17 protein-coding genes are annotated in these 19455 nt (G+C 56.5%); 12 read left to right on the top strand and 5 right to left on the bottom strand.

The window, feature by feature from the left end:
• Positions 1 to 50: 50 nt before the first annotated feature.
• Positions 51 to 1241 carry a mannonate dehydratase gene (uxuA, locus tag FFB58_RS11155; RefSeq protein WP_138369902.1) on the bottom strand — a complete coding sequence of 397 codons (1191 nt, stop codon included), beginning with the start codon at positions 1239 to 1241 and terminating at the stop codon, positions 51 to 53.
• A 205-nt stretch (positions 1242 to 1446) separates the two neighbouring features.
• Here uxuA and FFB58_RS11150 point away from each other — a divergent pair, with 205 nt between their 5' ends.
• From FFB58_RS11150 to yejF, 9 genes are all read left to right on the top strand, one after another.
• Positions 1447 to 2913 carry a fructuronate reductase gene (locus FFB58_RS11150; RefSeq protein ID WP_138369901.1) on the top strand — a complete coding sequence of 489 codons (1467 nt, stop codon included), beginning with the start codon at positions 1447 to 1449 and terminating at the stop codon, positions 2911 to 2913.
• Between the two features lie 123 nt (positions 2914 to 3036).
• Positions 3037 to 4023, top strand: a complete 987-nt coding sequence (locus tag FFB58_RS11145) for a GTP-binding protein (protein WP_138369900.1) — start codon at positions 3037 to 3039, stop codon at positions 4021 to 4023.
• Between the two features lie 33 nt (positions 4024 to 4056).
• Positions 4057 to 4773: a phosphatase PAP2 family protein gene (locus FFB58_RS11140; RefSeq protein WP_138369899.1), complete on the top strand. Its 717-nt coding sequence runs from the start codon at positions 4057 to 4059 to the stop codon at positions 4771 to 4773.
• Positions 4774 to 5186: 413 nt separating this feature from the next.
• Positions 5187 to 5756, top strand: a complete 570-nt coding sequence (gene mepS, locus FFB58_RS11135) for a bifunctional murein DD-endopeptidase/murein LD-carboxypeptidase (protein ID WP_039031038.1) — start codon at positions 5187 to 5189, stop codon at positions 5754 to 5756.
• 181 nt (positions 5757 to 5937) lie between these two features.
• A complete protein-coding gene (locus tag FFB58_RS11130; RefSeq protein ID WP_138369898.1) occupies positions 5938 to 7494 on the top strand; it encodes a cyclic di-GMP phosphodiesterase in 1557 nt (518 codons plus the stop codon).
• A gap of 75 nt (positions 7495 to 7569) precedes the next feature.
• The gene (locus tag FFB58_RS11125) at positions 7570 to 9375 is read left to right on the top strand and encodes an extracellular solute-binding protein (protein WP_138369897.1); all 1806 of its coding nucleotides are present in this window, start codon (positions 7570 to 7572) and stop codon (positions 9373 to 9375) included.
• Positions 9376 to 9384: 9 nt separating this feature from the next.
• The gene (locus FFB58_RS11120; protein ID WP_138369896.1) at positions 9385 to 10479 is read left to right on the top strand and encodes a microcin C ABC transporter permease YejB; all 1095 of its coding nucleotides are present in this window, start codon (positions 9385 to 9387) and stop codon (positions 10477 to 10479) included.
• Positions 10479 to 11504: an ABC transporter permease gene (locus FFB58_RS11115; protein ID WP_039031034.1), complete on the top strand. Its 1026-nt coding sequence runs from the start codon at positions 10479 to 10481 to the stop codon at positions 11502 to 11504. The genes FFB58_RS11120 and FFB58_RS11115 overlap by 1 nt, the downstream gene beginning before the upstream one ends.
• 1 nt (position 11505) lies before the next feature.
• Positions 11506 to 13095, top strand: coding sequence for a microcin C ABC transporter ATP-binding protein YejF (gene yejF, locus FFB58_RS11110; protein ID WP_138369895.1), 1590 nt, complete (start codon positions 11506 to 11508; stop codon positions 13093 to 13095).
• 4 nt (positions 13096 to 13099) lie between these two features.
• Here the strand turns inward: yejF and FFB58_RS11105 are convergent, their stop codons facing one another.
• From FFB58_RS11105 to rsuA, 3 genes are all read right to left on the bottom strand, one after another.
• A complete protein-coding gene (locus FFB58_RS11105) occupies positions 13100 to 13444 on the bottom strand; it encodes a YejG family protein (RefSeq protein ID WP_039031032.1) in 345 nt (114 codons plus the stop codon).
• Between the two features lie 333 nt (positions 13445 to 13777).
• Entirely contained in the window at positions 13778 to 14974 is a 1197-nt protein-coding gene (locus FFB58_RS11100; protein ID WP_039031031.1) for a Bcr/CflA family multidrug efflux MFS transporter, read from the bottom strand.
• Positions 14975 to 14989: 15 nt separating this feature from the next.
• Complete coding sequence (rsuA, locus tag FFB58_RS11095; protein ID WP_039031030.1) at positions 14990 to 15697, bottom strand: 16S rRNA pseudouridine(516) synthase RsuA; 708 nt, start codon at positions 15695 to 15697, stop codon at positions 14990 to 14992.
• Positions 15698 to 15848: 151 nt separating this feature from the next.
• Between rsuA and FFB58_RS11090 the strand changes: the two genes are divergently transcribed.
• Together FFB58_RS11090 and rplY are read left to right on the top strand one after the other, a co-directional pair.
• Positions 15849 to 17609, top strand: coding sequence for a DEAD/DEAH box helicase (locus FFB58_RS11090; RefSeq protein ID WP_138369894.1), 1761 nt, complete (start codon positions 15849 to 15851; stop codon positions 17607 to 17609).
• 125 nt (positions 17610 to 17734) lie between these two features.
• A complete protein-coding gene (gene rplY, locus FFB58_RS11085; protein ID WP_039031028.1) occupies positions 17735 to 18019 on the top strand; it encodes a 50S ribosomal protein L25 in 285 nt (94 codons plus the stop codon).
• A 52-nt stretch (positions 18020 to 18071) separates the two neighbouring features.
• On the opposite strand, the gene yejK is transcribed toward rplY, so the two are convergent.
• Positions 18072 to 19079 (bottom strand): nucleoid-associated protein YejK, encoded by a 1008-nt coding sequence (yejK, locus tag FFB58_RS11080; protein ID WP_039031027.1) that lies wholly within the window; start codon positions 19077 to 19079, stop codon positions 18072 to 18074.
• Positions 19080 to 19213: 134 nt separating this feature from the next.
• Here yejK and FFB58_RS11075 point away from each other — a divergent pair, with 134 nt between their 5' ends.
• Entirely contained in the window at positions 19214 to 19441 is a 228-nt protein-coding gene (locus tag FFB58_RS11075; RefSeq protein WP_032612681.1) for a YejL family protein, read from the top strand.
• Positions 19442 to 19455 lie beyond the last annotated feature (14 nt).

Genomic DNA, 19455 nt, shown 5'->3' with positions numbered 1-19455 from the left:
GGGTGCTTTTGTAGGCCGGGTAAGGCGAAGCCGCCACCCGGCAATACCGCTTAAAGAAGTTCCGGATATTTAGTCATCTTCAGCGCCAGCTCCACGCCGCGCACTTCCGCCATCCCTTTCAGACGGCCAATCGCCGAATAGCCTGGGTTGGTTTTCTTACGCAGATCGTCCAGCATCTGGTGTCCGTGATCCGGGCGGAACGGGATAGGACGCAGATCGCCCGCCTGCTTACGGCGCTTCTCTTCGCCCAGAATCGCATCAACCACCGCGACCATGTTCACGTCACCGTTAAGGTGCGCCGCTTCGTGGAAGGTCTTCGGATTCTCTTCCCGGCAGGTTGCCCGCAGGTGGGTAAAGTGGATACGGTCGCCGAAGGTTTCAATCATTTTCACCAGATCGTTATCGGCGCGCACGCCGTAGGAGCCGGTACACATGGTGAAGCCGTTGTTGATGCTGTCGACCGTCTCTTTCAGCCACTGCATATCTTCAATGGTAGAGACAATGCGCGGCAGACCGAGGATAGGACGCGGTGGATCGTCCGGGTGAACCGCCAGACGCACGCCCGCCTCTTCCGCCACCGGTACAATCGCGCGCAGGAAGACGGCCATGTTCTCACGCAGCTGGTTTTTGTCGATGTTGCCATACTCTGCCAGGCGCGCACGGAACTGATCAAGGGTATACCCCTCTTCCGCACCCGGCAGACCAGCGATGATGTTGCGGGTTAATTTTTCGATATCCGCGTCGCTTGCCGCCTCGAACCATGCCTTTGCCTGCTGCTGCTCTTCTGCGGTGTAATCTGCCGCCGCGCCGTCGCGCTTCAGGATATGCAGTTCGAACGCGGCAAAGGCGATCTGGTCAAAACGCAGCGCCTTTGAGCCGTCCGGCAAAGTATATTCGAGGTCGGTACGCGTCCAGTCGAGGATCGGCATAAAGTTGTAGCAGACGGTGTCAATGCCGCAGGCCGCGAGATTGCGGATGCTCTGCTGGTAGTTGGCAATCCAGGTCTGATAGTCGCCGGAGTGGGTTTTGATCTCTTCATGTACCGGAATGCTCTCGACGACTGACCAGGTGAGCCCTTTCTCGGCCAGCAGCGCCTGACGCGCTTTGATCTCCTCTACCGGCCACACCTGGCCGTTAGGAATATGGTGCAGCGCCGTGACAACGCCCGTCGCGCCAGCCTGACGCACATCATCAAGAGAAACAGGATCTTTCGGCCCGTACCAACGCCAGGTTTGTTCCATTGATTCACCCTCTAAAGTTGTTATACCAATATTTCGACATGTGATGACGACTACCATACATGCATGCTGCAACAGGTCAATACGCCTCGCTATATTGATTGATCCATCTCACAGTTCCCGGATATTTACGGCTCACCAATTCAATTTGTTGTCATATAACTTTACACTGGGCTTGTTAATTAATGGTTAATCAGGTGTTTATTTCATGAAGACAATTGCCTCCACCGCGCTACCTGCCCACGTGTTACAGCCGCAGTACGATCGCCAGACGTTACGCTCCCGTATCGTGCATTTCGGCTTTGGCGCCTTCCATCGCGCCCATCAGGCGCTCCTGACCGATCGGGTGCTTAACGCCAGAGGCGGCGACTGGGGGATATGTGAGATTAGCCTGTTTAGCGGCGATACGCTGATGAGCCAGCTGCGCGCGCAGGATCATCTGTTTACGGTGCTGGAAAAAGGTGCCGACGGTAATCAGCCGATTATCGTGGGGGCGGTGCATGAATGCCTGAACGCTAAGCTCGATTCGCTGGCAGCCATTATTGAGAAGTTTTGCGAGCCACAGGTGGCGATTGTCTCCCTGACCATTACCGAAAAGGGTTACTGCATCGATCCGGCCACCGGCAAGCTGGATACCCGTAATGAACGTATCATTCACGATCTGGAGTATCCCGATGCGCCGCACTCGGCGCCGGGGATCCTGGTCGAGGCCCTGCATCGCCGTCGCGAGCGCGGCCTGCCGCCGTTCAGCGTGCTCTCCTGCGATAATATTCCCGATAACGGCCATGTGGTAAAAAACGCGGTGCTGGGGATGGCCCACAAGCGCTCGCCGGAGCTGGCGGAGTGGATTGCCGCTAACGTCAGCTTCCCGGGCACCATGGTGGACAGGATTGTGCCTGCCGCCACCGATGAATCCCTGGCGGAAATCGCCCGCGAAGTGGGCGTCGAGGATCCGTGCGCTATCAGCAGCGAGCCGTTTATTCAGTGGGTTATCGAGGATAACTTCGTCGCCGGGCGTCCGGAGTGGGAAGTGGCCGGCGTGCAGATGGTGCAGGACGTATTGCCGTGGGAGCAGATGAAGCTGCGCATGCTCAACGGGAGTCACTCTTTCCTGGCGTATCTCGGCTATCTGGCCGGTTTCGCCCACATTAACGACTGCATGGCCGATAGCGCGCTGCGTGACGCCGCCCGCCGCCTGATGCTTAACGAACAGGCACCGACCCTGCGTATTACGGGTGTGGACCTTATCGCCTATGCCGACAGCCTGATTGACCGCTTCGCCAACCCGGCGCTGCAGCACCGTACCTGGCAGATTGCGATGGACGGCAGCCAGAAACTGCCGCAGCGTATGCTGGAGGGTATTCGCCACCATCTTCAGCGCGGCACCGCCTGGCCACTGCTGGCGCTCGGCGTCGCGGGCTGGATGCGCTACGTCAGCGGCGTGGATGACGCGGGCAATGCCATTGATGTGCGCGATCCGCTGAGGGATAAAATTCGCGCCATCGTCGAGACCAGCAGCGAGGAGGAGCGCGTCACTGCCCTGCTGGCTCTGAATGAAATTTTTGGCAACGACCTGCCGCAGGATCCGCAGTTCGTGGAGGCCGTTACCGGGGCCTGGCAGCGTATCCGCCAGTCGGGCGCACGTCAGGCGATTATCGATACCCTCGCGGTTTAACCTTTTTTGCGCTTAAGGCGAGCGGGGAACTCCCCGTTCGCCCTTCCCCTTCCCAATTCTGTTCTTTTCCGCCAGGATTACTGATAATTGTTATAGCATTACATTTATCACCCTGGAGCACCTGTGACTAAAACCAACCTCATTACTGGCTTTCTCGGTAGCGGGAAAACCACGTCGATACTGCACCTGCTGGCCAATAAAGATCCCGACGAAAAATGGGCGGTGCTGGTCAATGAATTTGGCGAAATAGGCATTGATGGCGCGCTGCTGGCCGACAACGGGGCGCTGGTAAAGGAGATCCCGGGTGGATGCATGTGCTGCGTGAACGGCCTGCCGATGCAGGTGGGGCTCAATACCCTGCTGCGCCAGGGCAAGCCAGACCGGCTGCTGATTGAACCCACCGGGCTTGGCCATCCTAAGCAGATCCTCGACCTGCTGACCGCGCCGGTCTATGAGCCGTGGATCGATTTGCGTGCCACCCTGTGCCTGCTCGATCCCCGTCAGCTGCTGGACGAAAAATTTGTCCACAACGAAAACTTCCGCGATCAGCTGGCCGCCGCCGACATCATCATTGCCAATAAAGAAGATCGCGCCACGCCAGAGAGCCGCGCCGCGCTGGAGATCTGGTGGCAGCACTTCGGCGGAGAACGTCAGCTGGCGCACGCTACTCAGGGGAACGTGGATAACGCCCTGCTTGACCTGCCGCGGCGCAATGTTGCTGAACTGCCCACCAGCGCAGCCCATGCCCACAGCCACGGCGAAAAGCAGGGCCTGGCGGCGCTGAGCCTGCCCGCACACCAGCGCTGGCGTCGCAGCCTGAACAGCGGCCAGGGACACCAGGCCTGCGGCTGGGTATTCGATGCCGATACCTGCTTCGACACCATCGGTTTACTGGAGTGGGCGCGCCTTGCCCCGGTTGAACGGGTGAAGGGGGTGATGCGTACGCCCGACGGGCTGGTGCGAATCAATCGTCAGGGGGCAGATTTCTTCATCGAAACGCAGGGCGTGGCGCCGCCGGATAGCCGAATAGAGTTAATTAGTGCGGTTAACACCGACTGGAACGCCTTACAGTCCAGCTTGTTGAAGCTTCGTTTAAGTTCGGGCAACTAACGTTGCCCTGTTTTAACTGTTAACGGCGTGATGATGAAAACCCGACTAATACCCATTTTGTTGCTCAATTTTGCCGGTGTGGCGCTCTTTTTATCCTGGTATCTGCCGGCCAACCACGGTTTCTGGTTCCCGCTGGACAGCGGGATTTTCCACTTCTTCAACCACAAGCTGGTTGAAAGCCGCGCTTTCCTGTGGCTGGTGGCTATCACCAACAACCGTGCCTTTGACGGCTGCTCGCTGCTGGCGATGGGCGCGTTGATGTTCGCCTTCTGGCGTAACGAGAGCCCTGTCGGGCGTCGGCGTATTCTGATGATTGGCCTGGTGATGCTGCTGACCGCGGTGGTTCTGAACCAGCTTGCGCAGGCCTTTATTCCGGTGAAACGCTCAAGTCCGACACTATTTTTCCCGGATATCTACCGCGTCAGCGAATTGCTGCATATTTCAACAAAAGACGCATCGAAAGACAGTTTCCCGGGCGATCACGGAATGATGCTGCTTATTTTCACCGCTTTTATGTGGCGTTATTTCGGTCATAAGACTTTCGCATTAGCCCTGATTATTTTTGTGGTTTTCGCTTTCCCGCGAGTAATGATCGGCGCGCACTGGTTCACTGATATTGCCGTCGGGTCGCTTTCGGTGGCTTTGATTGGCCTTCCATGGTGCCTTATGACGCCGTTGAGCGATCGATTAATAGCCTTGTTTGATCGCTATTTGCCTGGCAAATACAACAATTCCAAAACAAGTTACTAACAGAAATTAACTATAACTAACAGGGATCGTTATCGATCCCTGATTAGTTTCTCCCCTGACATAACGGCCGCCGTCATCTTCCTGTCACATTAATCACGTTAGAAATTAACACGTTGAGCATTCCTTAACCTAAATTCGCCTGTTTTTTCGCTATCCCGTCAACTGACTTTTGCTATCACATTTACTTATAAAAAACTGCGTATTTTTGCTCGCAATGCCTGGCTCAATCAGGTAATCTCAGACTCGTTTTACCTCAGCGCTACAATTATTATCGTTGTAAATAAATTTGTGCGATTCGCCACAGATTTGACCATAAAGAATTGTCTGATAGTGCGCAGGTATTTAGTCTCGTCTCGCTTGGCATTTTTTATAACGATATTTGTCGTTAAGGACTTCAAGGGAATATAAACAACATGGTCAAATCTCAACCGATCTTGAGATACTTCTCACGGGTAATCCCGGCGATTGCAGTCGCGGTTCTGCTTTCAGCTTGTAGCGCATCGAACACCGCAAAGAATATGCATCCTGAGACGCGTGTTGTGGGGTCAGAAGACGCCTCTTCACTGCAAGCCTCTCAGGATGAATTTGAAAAGATGGTCAGCAATCTGGATATCAAATCCCGATTAATGGACCAGTATGCCAGCTGGAAAGGCGTGCGCTATCGCCTTGGCGGCGAAACACGTAAAGGCATCGATTGTTCCGGTTTCGTACAGCGTACGTTCCGCGAGCAGTTTGGTTTAGAACTTCCGCGTTCAACTTATGAACAACAGGAAATGGGCAAGTCGATTTCGCGTAGCAGCTTACGCACCGGCGATTTAGTTCTGTTCCGTGCGGGTTCAACCGGCCGTCATGTCGGCATCTATATCGGTAACGACCAGTTTGTCCACGCGTCCACCAGCAGCGGTGTGACGATCTCCAGTATGAACGAGCCATACTGGAAGAAGCGCTATAACGAAGCGCGCCGTGTACTGACTCGCAGTTAACCGCCTGTGCTGTCCGTTTCCCTTGGCTGACAGCATGGTAAAAAGCACTGCTATTGCAGTGCTTTTTTTTTATCGCGATTCGCGATAATTCTGGAGTTCTCGTTCCAGGCTATAGTCTTGTAGTAGCGTGAGTTTAGCCGTCATGATAACGCGGGCGGCACATCAGGATCCCATAACATTTATGTTTACCCGCCATTTATCGTCCCGCCGAAAAGTGCTGATGCTCAGCATGCTTTCAGCTCTTATTGTCGCCCTGCTCTGCGGCGGTATGCAGTTTTTTTACAGCTACCATAAGCGCGACGTGAAATACGACAACCTGATTAGCGACCTTCGCGTGTACATGGAAAGTTATTTTGAAGAGCTGCAGACTTCTATTGATAAATTACAGCCGCTGACGCTCAGCGAGTGCAAGGACGTCAAATCTGAACTCACTTCCCGCGCCTCATTCAGTCTTAACGTCCGCGCCTTTCTGCTGGTTAAAGATAAAATGGCTTTTTGCTCGTCAGCCACCGGTCCTATGCATGTCCTGCTTAACGAACTTGTGCCAGATATCGACGTTAATAAAGCGGTAGACATGGCCCTGTTGCCGGGTACACCGATGATGCCGGAAAAACCGGCCATTGTGTTGTGGCATCGTAATCAGCTGATTAAAGACGGCGGCGTATTTACCTCCATTAACCTCAATCTGACGCCGTACCTGCTCTATACCGCCCGTCAGGATGAGTTCGCCGGGATTGCCCTTATCATCGGCAATACGGCTTTTTCGACGCATTCAACCCGGTTAATCCACACTAAAGATTTAGACGACAGGCCTCTGCGTTCAAGCCAGATAAAGGGACTGCCGCTCACCATTAATCTGTACGGCGACATCTGGACGGCGGAAGATCTGATCTTCGCGCTACTGTTCGGTCTGCTGTGCGGCTCCAGTATTGGGCTGCTCTGCTTCTTCTGGCTGATGATGCGCGCCAATCCGCGTAAAGAGATCCTCACCGGTATCAAGCAGAATCAGTTTCATGTGGTGTACCAGCCGGTGGTGGATTCGAAGGATTTGCAGATGCGGGGCGTGGAGGTGCTGATGCGCTGGCAACATCCCGGCGCAGGGGCTATCCCGCCGGATGCCTTTATTAACTTTGCCGAGGCCCAGCAGCTTATTGTGCCGCTGACGCTGCATCTCTTCGACCTGATCCGCCGCGACGCACCGGCCCTGGCTAAACGGCTGCCGCCAGGTTCCAAGCTGGGTATTAATATTTCGCCCGGGCATCTGCACGCCGACAGCTTTAAAGACGATATGCGTCAATTCGCCGCCTCGCTGCCGCCGGATCATTTCCAGATTGTGCTCGAAATTACCGAACGCGATATGCTGAATCAGCGGGAAGCGACCAGGCTGTTTGAGTGGCTACATCTGGAAGGTTTTGAAATCGCCGTGGATGATTTTGGTACCGGGCACAGCGCCCTGATCTACCTTGAGCATTTCACCATGGACTACCTGAAAATCGACCGCGGCTTTGTGAGCGCCATCGGGATGGAAACCGTCACCTCTCCGGTACTGGATGCGGTGCTGACCCTGGCGCGACGGCTGAACATGGTGACGGTCGCAGAAGGTGTCGAGACCGCCGAACAGGCGAAATGGCTGCGCGATCACGGCGTTAATCTGCTGCAGGGGTACTGGATAAGCCGCCCGTTGATTCTGGAGCAGTTCCTGAGCTGGAAACCTGATATTCACCTTGATAGCGAATAATTTCCCAACCACCGCTGCGTCACTTATCATTCAGGTATCCTGCCCGTCGAGAATATAGAAGGAAAACGTAGCGGAATGATTGTGCGTATGATGTTGCTGCTGGTGGCGTTGATGAGCGGGTTCAGTCAGGCGCAAACCATTAAAGAGAGCTACGCGTTCGCGGTGATTGGCGAGCCTAAATACGCTATCAATTTCGATCATTACGATTACGTCAATCCTGCCGCGCCAAAAGGCGGCGCTGTCACCCTGGCGGCGAACGGCACCTTTGATAACTTCAACCGTTATGCCCTGCGCGGCGTAGCGGCAGAGCGCACCGACGCCCTCTACGATACCCTCTTTACCACCTCCGACGATGAACCCGGCAGCTATTATCCCCTGGTGGCCGAAACCGCGCGTTATGCAGATGATTTTTCCTGGATGGAGCTTACCATCAACCCGCTGGCGCGTTTTCACGACGGGACGCCGGTCAGGGCCAGCGATATCGCCTTCACCTTCCATAAATTTATGACCGAAGGCGTGCCGCAGTTCCGGCTGGTCTATAAAGGGGCGACGATCACGGCCATCGCGCCGCTGACGGTGCGCATCGCCCTTACCAGCCCCAATAAAGAGGATATGCTGAGCCTGCTGACCCTGCCGGTAATGCCGGAGAAGTTCTGGAAAGATCACAAGCTCAGCGACCCGCTCTCTAAACCGCCGCTGGCCGGTGGGCCCTACCGCATCACCCGCTGGAAGATGGGGCAGTATGTGATCTATTCCCGGGTTAAGGATTACTGGGCGGCAAACCTGCCGGTAAACCGGGGCCGCTGGAATTTCGACACCCTGCGCTACGACTACTATCTGGACGACAACGTGGCCTTCGAAGCCTTTAAAGCGGGTGCGTTTGATATGCGGGTCGAAAGCAGCGCCAAAAACTGGGCCACCCGCTACAAGGGCAGGAATTTTGACCGGGGCTATATCGTGAAAGAGTCCTTCAAAAATGATTCCGCCCAGGACACGCGCTGGCTGGCGTTTAATATTCAGCGCCCGGTATTTACCGACCGCCGCGTGCGCCAGGCCATTACTCTCGCCTTTGATTTCGAGTGGATGAACAAAGCGCTGTTTTACGGCGCCTACAGCCGGGCCAACAGCTATTTCCAGAATACCGAATATGCCGCAACGGGTTATCCGGATGCCGCTGAACTAACGCTTCTCGGGCCGCTCAAAAGCGCCGTTCCCCCGGAAGTCTTTACCAGCGTCTTTCAGCCCCCCGTCTCAAAAGGCGACGGCTACGATCGTGATAACCTGCTGAAAGCCAGCCGGCTGCTGGATGAGGCGGGCTGGGAAATTAAAAATAAGCAGCGGGTCAGCAAGCAAACCGGTAAACCGCTCAGTTTTGAACTGCTGCTGCCCTCAGGGGGCAATAACCAATGGGTGCTGCCGTTCCAGCACAACCTGGAACGCCTCGGCATCGTCCTGAATATCCGCCAGGTGGATAATTCACAGATCACCAACCGGATGCGCAACCGCGATTACGACATGATGCCGCGCCTGTGGCGGGCAACGCCGTGGCCCAGTACTGACCTGCAGATTTCATGGGCCTCTCAGTACATTGATTCCACTTATAACTCACCGGGGGTGAAAAACCCGGCGGTGGATAACCTGATCGCCCAAATCGTCGCCGCGCAGGGGGATAAAGCCAAACTGCTGCCTCTCGGGCGCGCGCTGGATCGGGTGTTAACCTGGAACTATTACATGCTGCCAATGTGGTTTATGGGGGAAGACAGGGTTGCCCGCTGGGATAAATTCTCCCTTCCCGCCCAGCGCCCGGTCTATTCCCTCGGGTTTGATAACTGGTGGTATGACGTTAACAAAGCGGCGAAATTACCCGCCGAACGGCGTTAAGGGATCGCAATGGGCGCTTATTTACTTCGTCGTTTACTGCTGGTGATCCCCACCCTGTGGGCGATTATCACCATCAACTTTTTTATCGTGCAGATTGCCCCCGGCGGGCCGGTGGATCAGGCCATTGCCGCCATTGAATTTGGCAACAGCGGTGCGATGCCCGGCGGAGGCGATGAGGGGATGCGCGCCAGCCATGCCCGCACCGGGGTGGGCAACATCAATGAGAGCCACTATCGCGGCGGGCGCGGCCTCGATCCCGAGGTGATCGCCGAGATCACCCAGCGTTACGGCTTTGATAAGCCGATCCATGAGCGCTACTTCAAAATGCTGGGAGATTACCTGCGCTTTGATTTTGGCGACAGCCTGTTTCGCAGCGCGTCGGTGCTGCATCTGATCAAAGAGAGCCTGCCGGTTTCCATTACGCTCGGGCTATGGGGCACGCTGATCATCTACCTGGTGTCAATCCCGCTCGGCATCCGTAAAGCGATGGATAACGGCAGCCGGTTCGATATCTGGAGCAGCACCTTCATTATTATTGGCTATGCCATCCCGGCCTTCCTGTTTGCCGTGCTGCTGATTGTCTTTTTCGCGGGCGGCAGCTACTTCGACCTCTTCCCGCTGCGCGGCCTGGTTTCCACCGATTTCGACACGCTGCCCTGGTATCAGAAGATCGCCGATTACCTGTGGCATATCACCCTGCCGGTGCTGGCGACGGTGATCGGCGGATTTGCGGCGCTGACCATGCTGACCAAAAACGCTTTTCTCGACGAGATCCGCAAGCAGTACGTGGTGACCGCCCGCGCCAAAGGGGTGAGCGAGCGGCGTATCCTGTGGAAACACATTTTTCGCAATGCCATGCTGCTGGTGATCGCCGGATTTCCGGCCACCTTTATCAGCATGTTCTTTACCGGCTCCCTGCTTATTGAGGTGATGTTCTCCCTCAACGGCCTGGGTCTGCTGGGCTACGAGGCCACCGTCTCGCGGGACTATCCGGTGATGTTTGGCACGCTCTATATTTTCACCCTGATTGGCCTGCTGCTGAATATCCTCAGTGATATCTGCTATACGCTGGTCGATCCGCGTATTGATTTTGAGGGTCGCTGATGCCGCGCTTAAGCCCCATCAACCAGGCCCGCTGGGCTCGCTTTCGCCACAACCGCCGCGGCTACTGGTCGCTGTGGATCTTCGCCCTGTTTTTTGCCCTGAGCCTGTGCTCGGAGATCATCGCCAACGACAAGCCGCTGCTGGTGCACTTTAACGATCGCTGGTACGTCCCGGTGCTCAAAAACTACAGCGAGAGCGACTTTGGCGGCCCCTTTGCCACCGCGGCGGATTATCAGGACCCGTGGCTACAGGCGCAGTTAAACGAGCATGGCTGGGTGTTGTGGACCCCGGTCCGCTTTGGTGCCAACAGCATTAACTTTGCCACTACCACCCCATTCCCGTCGCCACCCTCGGCGCAAAACTGGCTGGGCACCGATGCCAACGGCGGCGATGTGCTGGCGCGCATTCTGTACGGGACGCGAATTTCCATTCTGTTTGGCCTGATGCTGACCCTTTTTTCCAGCGTGATGGGGGTACTGGCGGGAGCGATCCAGGGCTATTACGGCGGCAGGATCGACCTCTGGGGACAGCGATTTATCGAAGTGTGGTCCGGCATGCCGACGCTGTTCTTAATCATTCTGCTCTCAAGCGTGGTACAGCCCAACTTCTGGTGGCTGCTGGCTATCACGGTACTGTTTGGCTGGATGGCGCTGGTGGGCGTGGTGCGGGCGGAATTTCTGCGCACCCGCAACTTCGATTATATTCGCGCGGCCCAGGCGCTGGGGGTAAGCGACCGCGGGATCATTTTCCGCCACATGCTGCCGAACGCCATGGTGGCGACGTTAACCTTCCTGCCGTTTATTCTGTGCAGTTCCATCACCACCCTCACCTCCCTCGATTTTCTCGGCTTCGGCCTGCCGCTGGGCTCGCCTTCGCTGGGGGAACTGCTGTTGCAGGGTAAAAATAATTTGCAGGCGCCGTGGCTCGGGATCACCGCCTTTCTCTCCGTCGCCGTGCTGCTCTCATTGCTGATTTTTATTGGCGAAGCGGTCCGTGACGCTTTTGACCCGAATAAGGCGGTGTAAGATGACGCAGCCCCTGCTCCATATCGACGCGCTCTCCATTGCCTTTCGCCAGCAGGGCGAAGTGCGCACCGTGGTGAACGATATCTCCCTGAAAATTGATGCCGGTGAGACGCTGGCGCTGGTGGGTGAATCGGGTTCCGGTAAGAGCGTCACAGCCCTGTCCATACTGCGTCTGCTGCCTGCCCCGCCGGTGGTCTATCCTCAGGGCGATATTCTGTTTCACGGCCAGTCGCTGCTGCATGCCGACGAGCGCACCCTGCGCGGCGTGCGCGGAAATAAGATCGCCATGATCTTCCAGGAGCCGATGGTGTCGCTGAATCCGCTGCACACGCTCGAAAAACAGCTCTATGAGGTCCTCTCCCTGCATCGCGGGATGCGCAAGGAGGCCGCCCGGGGTGAAATACTCGACTGCCTGGAGCGCACCGGGATCCGCAACGCCGCAAAACGGCTCGGCGATTTTCCGCATCAGCTTTCCGGGGGGGAACGCCAGCGGGTGATGATCGCCATGGCGCTGCTGACGCGCCCGGAGCTGCTGATCGCCGACGAGCCGACCACCGCGCTGGACGTCACGGTGCAGGCGCAGATCCTGCAATTGTTACGCGAGCTGCGCGACGAGCTGAACATGAGCCTGCTGTTTATCACCCACAATCTCAGCATCGTGAAAAAGCTGGCCGACCAGGTGGCGGTAATGCAGAACGGCCGCTGCGTGGAGCAGAACCGCGCCGCGTCGCTGTTAGCCGCGCCGCAGCATCCCTACACCCAGCGACTTCTCAACAGCGAGCCCGCCGGGGATCCCGTCCCGCTGCCGGAGGCTGCTCAGCCTTTGCTGCGCGTGAAGGATCTCTCGGTGGCGTTTCCGGTGCGCAAAGGCATCCTGCGCCGGGTGGTGGACAACAAGCGGGTGCTGAACAACGTCAGCTTTACCCTGCGTCCCGGCGAGACCCTGGGGCTGGTGGGCGAATCGGGATCCGGCAAGAGCACCACCGGGCTGGCGCTGTTACGCCTGATCGCCTCGAAGGGGGAGATTTTATTTGACGATCGCCCTCTGCATGAGTGGGATCGCCGCCAGATGCTCCCTGTCCGCCACCGGATGCAGGTGGTTTTCCAGGATCCTAACTCTTCTCTTAACCCGCGCCTTAACGTGCAGCAGATTATTGAGGAGGGGCTGCGCGTCCATCAGCCCGGGCTCAGCGTGCAGGCACGCGAAGAAGAAGTCATTCGGGTGATGGGGGAAGTGGGACTGGATCCGCAGACCCGGCATCGCTACCCGGCCGCCTTTTCCGGTGGCCAGCGCCAGCGCATCGCCATTGCCCGGGCGCTAATCCTGCGCCCGGAGCTGATTATTCTCGATGAACCGACGTCGTCCCTCGACAAAACCGTGCAGGCGCAGATTCTGGCGCTGCTGAAAGGTCTGCAGCAAAAACACCGCTTAGCCTATATCTTCATCAGCCACGATTTACAGGTGGTACGGGCGCTATGTCACCAGGTGATTGTGTTACGTCAGGGAGAGGTGGTCGAGCAGGGAGACTGTCAGCGCGTGTTTGCCGCGCCGACGCAGGAGTATACGCGTCAGCTGTTAGCGTTACGCTGACGCTTCAGAAAGGATTCTGACCCGAGAAAGGCTCGGCGATAGCCACACCGACGTTTTTCAGGCGGCAGGTTGCCGCGAACTCATCCTGGCTTTTCACGAACAGGCACGGCTCGCCTTCGCACTCCAGCACCGAGCTGTAAAGCTCAATGTCGGTCAGCGCCTGGCTCAGCTTTTCCATCAACGGCCACGCGTTGCCCTCTTCCGGGCTCAGCAGCTTAAGAGCCACCAGACAGTTATCAGGATTTGTTCCGCTCTGCGGAATCGGTTCAACCTTCGAGCCTGCAAAACCCGCTGACCAGCGATAGCTCTGCGGCAAGCGATGCACAATTGAGAGCTGTAATGTATTCACGTTTGTTCCCCGGAAGCAAAATATACTTCACAATCTATTTACATTTATAGTAACACATCATCACTCACCTGCTCTGTTTTTAGTAAGAAAACGCTTACACCCAGTTTCCATGGGCGCTGACGTCTTATTTATCAGGGCTTTTTGTCAGTGTTTCAGGTTCATAGCGGCGCTATATGTACCCGTTTCTGTGATCTAACACAACCTTTTTAACTACAAAGATGTGACTATTTACATAAATAGATTTTACATAAAAGAAACAAACATGAGGTCAATGAACCGCCTTTTAATTGACCTGAATCAAAAAAGGGCCCCGTCAGGGCCCTTAATTGTGCATCAGTTCACCGATTTTCGCGGCCGACTGGCGTAGAGGCAGAAAACAATGGAGCCGGTGGCGCACAGCGCAATTGTCCAGAGCATCGGCCAGGCGCTGTTAAAGGTCGCCAGCGAAAGCAGTGCGCCGACAATAGCACCGATCCCGAAACGGAAGGTTCCCGCCAGCGAAGAGGCGGTTCCGGCCATGTGCGGGAACTCGTCGAGGATGACCGCCATGGCGTTGGACGAAACCATCGATATGCAGCCAACAAACGCCGCGATACCCACCACCAGCGCCCAGAACCCGACATCGAAGAAGGCAGTCACCACCATCCACACCGCCATCACGAACTGGATCCACAGCCCGATGCGGAACATGTTCAGCGCCCCTACCCGGCGAACGAAGCGGCTGTTAATCATCGTCAGCACGAAGATGAACACCACGTTCAGCGCGAAGTAATAGCCAAAGTGCTGCGGAGAAACATGGTTAAGCTCAATGTAGACAAACGGCCCGGCGCTGAGGAACGAGAACATCCCGGCAAAGCTGAAGCCGCTGGCCAGCATGTAGCTCAGCACGCGCTTATGACGAAACAGCGAGGCAAAATTGCCAAGCGTGGTGCGAATATGAAACTTCTGCCGGTGCTCGGCGGGCAGCGTCTCTTTAATAAAGAAGAAGATCATCGCCGAGGCCAGCAGGGCCGCCAGCGCCAGGATCCAGAAAATCGCGTGCCAGCTAAACCACACCAGCACCGCGCCCCCGACCATTGGCGCCACCAGCGGGGCCACGGTAGTGACCAGCATGACGAATGACATCATGCGGGAGAACTCTTCTTTCGGGTAGATATCACGCATCAGGGCGTTGATGACCACGCTTGCCGCCGCAGCCGCCAGGCCGTGGAAGAAACGCATCACAATCAGGTGATCGACGGACTGCGCCATGGCACAGGCCATCGCCGCGCCGGCGAACACCAGCGTGCCGCCCAGCACCACCGGTTTACGCCCAAGGCTGTCGGCCATTGGCCCGTAGAGCAGCTGCCCGAGCGCGAAACCGAGAATATAGCTGCTGAGGGTCATTTGCACGCTGCCTGCCGGCACGCCAAACTGCTGGGCGATCACCGGCAGCGCGGGCAGATACATGTCGATGGACAGCGGCATCAGCATGGCCAGCAGGCCAAGAATAAAGACAATGCTCAACGACGAGTGTGGCCTGGTGGTCACAGTTAGCTCCTGAAATTAGCGTGAAGAGAGGCCAACGCTGGCAATTTCTTCTTCCGTCAACGGGCGGTATTCACCCGGCTCAAGGTCCGGGTCGAGAGTGATATCCCCGATCCGTTCGCGATGCAGCCCGACAACGTGATTTCCCACGGCGGCAAACATGCGTTTAACCTGATGATAGCGCCCTTCGCTGATGGTCAGACGCACTTCGGTTGGGGTGATGACTTCCAGCACGGCGGGTTTGGTCAGATCTTTTTCATTATGCAGCTGCACGCCGTGGGCGAATTGTTCTGCCGTGCTGTCGCTCACCGGGTTTTCCAGGGTCACCAGATAGGTCTTCTCACAGTGGTGACGCGGGGAGGTGATGCGGTGCGACCACTGGCCGTCGTCGGTCATCAGCACCAGGCCGGTGGTATCGATATCCAGACGTCCGGCGGCATGCAGTTTGTGCGCGACGGGCTCATCAAGGAAATAGAGCACGGTAGGATGATCGGGATCGTCGGTGGAGCAGACATACCCTTCCGGTTTGTTCAACATGAAGTAACGCGGGCCAGTCTGCTGGATCAGCGCATTGCCTTCATATTCTACCTGTTGGTCAGGCTGGAGTTTGAACGCGCTGTCTCGCACAATATCGCCATCCACGGTGACGTGGCTGGCGCGGATCAGACGCCCGGCAATAGCGCGGCTTACGCCGAGTTGCTGAGCGATAAACTTATCAAGTCGCATGAAATATTTTAAGCCTTAAAGGTGCCAGGAGCCGGACAATGCGTCCGGAAAAGAAGCAGTCGGAAACAGCTCAGTATAACGGGCTCTGTGCGCCACTCAAGGGAAAAAGTTTCGTGGCATAATATAAGCGAGATAACCAAACCGAGACCCCATGACCTTTACACTTCGCCCCTACCAGCAGGAAGCCGTGGACGCCACCCTCGCCCACTTTCGTCAGCATAAAGAACCGGCGGCCATTGTGCTGCCCACCGGCGCAGGCAAAAGCCTGGTGATCGCCGAACTGGCGCGCCTGGCCCGTGGCCGCGTGCTGGTGCTGGCGCACGTCAAAGAGCTGGTGGCGCAAAACCATGCCAAGTATCTGGCCCTGGGTCTGGAGGCCGATATCTTTGCCGCCGGGTTACAGCGTAAAGAGAGCCACGGCAAGGTGGTGTTCGGCAGCGTGCAGTCGGTGGCGCGCAACCTCGACAAATTTCAGAGCGAATTCTCCCTGCTGATTGTGGACGAGTGCCATCGCATCAGCGATGACGACGACAGCCAGTATCAGCAGATCCTGAGCCATCTCAGGAGCGTCAATCCGCAGATCCGTCTGCTGGGACTCACCGCCACGCCGTTCCGCCTCGGTAAAGGCTGGATATACCGTTTTCATTATCACGGCATGGTGCGCGGGAATGAAAACGCGCTGTTCCGGGACTGCATTTACGAGCTGCCGCTGCGCTACATGATTAAACATGGCTACCTGACGCCGCCGGAACGGCTGGACATGCCGGTGGTGCAGTATGATTTCAGCCGCCTGCAGGTGCAGAGTAACGGCCTGTTCAGCGAGGCAGACCTTAACCGCGAGCTGAAAAAGCAGGATCGTATTACCCCGCATATCATCAGCCAGATTATGGAGTTTGCCGCCACGCGCAAAGGGGTAATGATTTTTGCCGCCACCGTGGAGCACGCCAGGGAGATAACCGGCCTGCTGCCCGCCAGCGATGCGCGGCTGATCACCGGCGAAACGCCGGGCAGCGAGCGTGACCAGCTGATTGAAGCCTTTAAGGCGCAGCAGTTTCGCTATCTGGTCAATGTGTCAGTGCTTACTACCGGCTTTGATGCCCCGCACGTGGACCTGATAGCCATTCTGCGCCCGACTGAATCCGTCAGCCTTTATCAGCAGATTGTGGGCCGCGGCCTGCGCCTGGCCCCCGGAAAAACCGACTGTCTGATCCTGGATTACGCCGGTAACCCGCACGACCTTTATGCTCCGGAAGTGGGCGCGCCAAAAGGCAAAAGCGACAACGTACCGGTGCAGGTGTTTTGTCCCGCCTGCGGATTTGCCAATACCTTCTGGGGTAAAACCACCTCTGACGGCACGCTAATCGAACACTTTGGCCGCCGCTGCCAGGGCTGGTTTGAAGATGACGAGGGCCATCGCGAGCAGTGCGACTATCGCTTCCGCTTTAAAAACTGCCCGCAGTGCAATGCCGAGAACGATATCGCCGCCCGTCGGTGCCGCACCTGCGATGCGGTGCTGGTCGATCCCGACGATATGCTGAAAGCGGCCCTGAAGCTGAAGGACGCGCTGGTGCTGCGCTGTAGCGGTATGGAACTGGCGCAGGGTGCCGATGAGAAAGGCGAGTGGCTGAAAATCACCTATTACGATGAAGACGGCGCCGATGTAAGTGAGCGCTTCCGTCTGCAGACGCCCGCCCAGCGTACCGCCTTTGAACAGCTGTTTATCCGCCCGCATACCCGCACGCCCGGCGTGCCGCTGCGCTGGGCTACCGCCGGGGATATCCTTCATCAACAGCCGTTACTGCGCCACCCGGATTTTGTGGTGGCGCGGAAAAAAGGCCAGTTCTGGCAGGTACGTGAAAAGGTGTTTGATTATGAGGGCCGCTTCCGCCGCGCCAATGAATTGCGGGGATAACGGGACTTTTCATTGATGTAAAAGTCATTTGAGTATAAAATGCCGCCCGCTTCACATCCGTGAGGCAGAACACTCACCTGTTGCTGGGTCGCCTGTAGCAGGATTTTATATACAGAGAGAAATCAATGTTCACTATCAATGCAGAAGTACGTAAAGAGCAGGGTAAGGGTGCGAGCCGCCGCCTGCGTGCAGCTAACAAATTCCCGGCCATCATCTATGGCGGCGAAGCTGCTCCTGTCGCAATCGAACTGGACCACGACAAACTGTGGAACATGCAGGACAAAGCTGAGTTCTACAGCGAAGTTCTGACTATCGTTATCGACGGTAAAGAAGAGAAAGTTAAAGCTCAGGCAGTACAGCGTCACGCTTACAAGCCAAAACTGTCTCACATCGACTTCGTTCGCGCGTAATCGCAAACCTGTCGAAAAAAAACCCCGCATCAGCGGGGTTTTTTTATGGCTGTTATTTGCCGCCGGAGGTGCGGCGCTGAAGCTGGTCGCGCAGGTTTGGCGGGGTGCCTTTAATGGTCAGCGTGTCGGTCGCCGGATCCCAGAAAATGCGCTCGCCGAGCAGCATGGCATCGAAATTAATGGTTAACCCGCCGCCGCTACCGGCAAATTTGGTCAGCTGACGCAGCGTACTGCGATCCGCCGGGAAGCTCTCTTCCAGCTCGTAACCCTTCTCTGCTGTAAACTCCTGGAAGCTCACTTCGCTGACGCCGGAAAGCTCTTTGGAGAGCGACTCCAGCTCGATCTCTTCACCCGCCTGCAGCTGCTCGTTGCAGTAGGCATACACCTGCTGACGCACGTTCTGGCGTTCAGCTTTATCCAGCTCGGCTTCTGCGGTGAAGTCATCCACTGCCTGCAGCAGGCCTTTATTCTGCGCTTTGGCGTTCAGGCCTTCGCTGGCACCGAGGAAATCCATAAAGAAGTCGGCAACTTTGCGCCCTACCCGGCCTTTCAGGAAGGTGAGATAGCGGGTGGATTCCGGGTTGGTTTCCCACTCGGTCAGATCGATACGCGCCACGATATCCGCATGGTTGATGTCCAGATAGTGGGTCGAGCTGATATCCAGCTGCTCATTGACGCGCATGCTGCTTAAGTTATTCAGCACCGCCACCAGCAGGTATTCGACCGCCAGGTAACGATAGTGGCAGAACAGGACGATCCCGCCATCGGCAAAGGGGTATTTTGCCAGCTCATCACGCAGGCGGCCGGTTGCCGCGCGGCTGAACGCGAGGAACTCTTCTTCGCCCTGACGCTGCAGGCGCAGCGCCTGCGCCAGCTCGCTCTCTTCGCTGAACAGGCCATAGGCTTTATTTTTGGCACTGTAAACGCGGTGCAGCTCTGCCATCATGTCAACAACGGTAGGCGTCGGTTCCAGTAACGAATCGCGCAGCACCAGTTCAAGGGTTTGCTCATCACGCTTGATAAGCTGGTGCAGGGCAATCTGGTTGATATCCAGACTCATGATAAACTCTCCTTTTAGACCGGGCCGTATTCAACCACCCCGCAGTCATGTATGCAACCGAAGATAAAAAAGGGGAAAAAAAGCTGTTGCTACGGTAATATGTTGCCCTTTCCTCTACAAACAGATTTCGATTTATGCCACAACTCTCCCGCTATAGTGATGAACACGTTGAACAAATGCTCAGTGAGCTGCTCAACGTACTGGAAAAACATAAGGCGCCGACCGACCTTTCCCTGATGGTGCTGGGAAATATGGTGACTAACCTTATCAATACCAGCGTTGCGCCGGCCCAGCGCCAGGCGATCGCGAAATCCTTCGCCCAGGCCTTACAGTCCTCGGTCAACGACGACCAGGCGCACTAAGGGAAACGAACCCG

Origin of the sequence: Enterobacter sp. MF024 (assembly GCF_005843915.1) — a bacterium.
GTDB lineage: Bacteria > Pseudomonadota > Gammaproteobacteria > Enterobacterales > Enterobacteriaceae > Enterobacter > Enterobacter barmai.
Note: the sequence above shows the minus strand (reverse complement) of the source record. Positions and strands in the feature narration are given on the sequence as shown.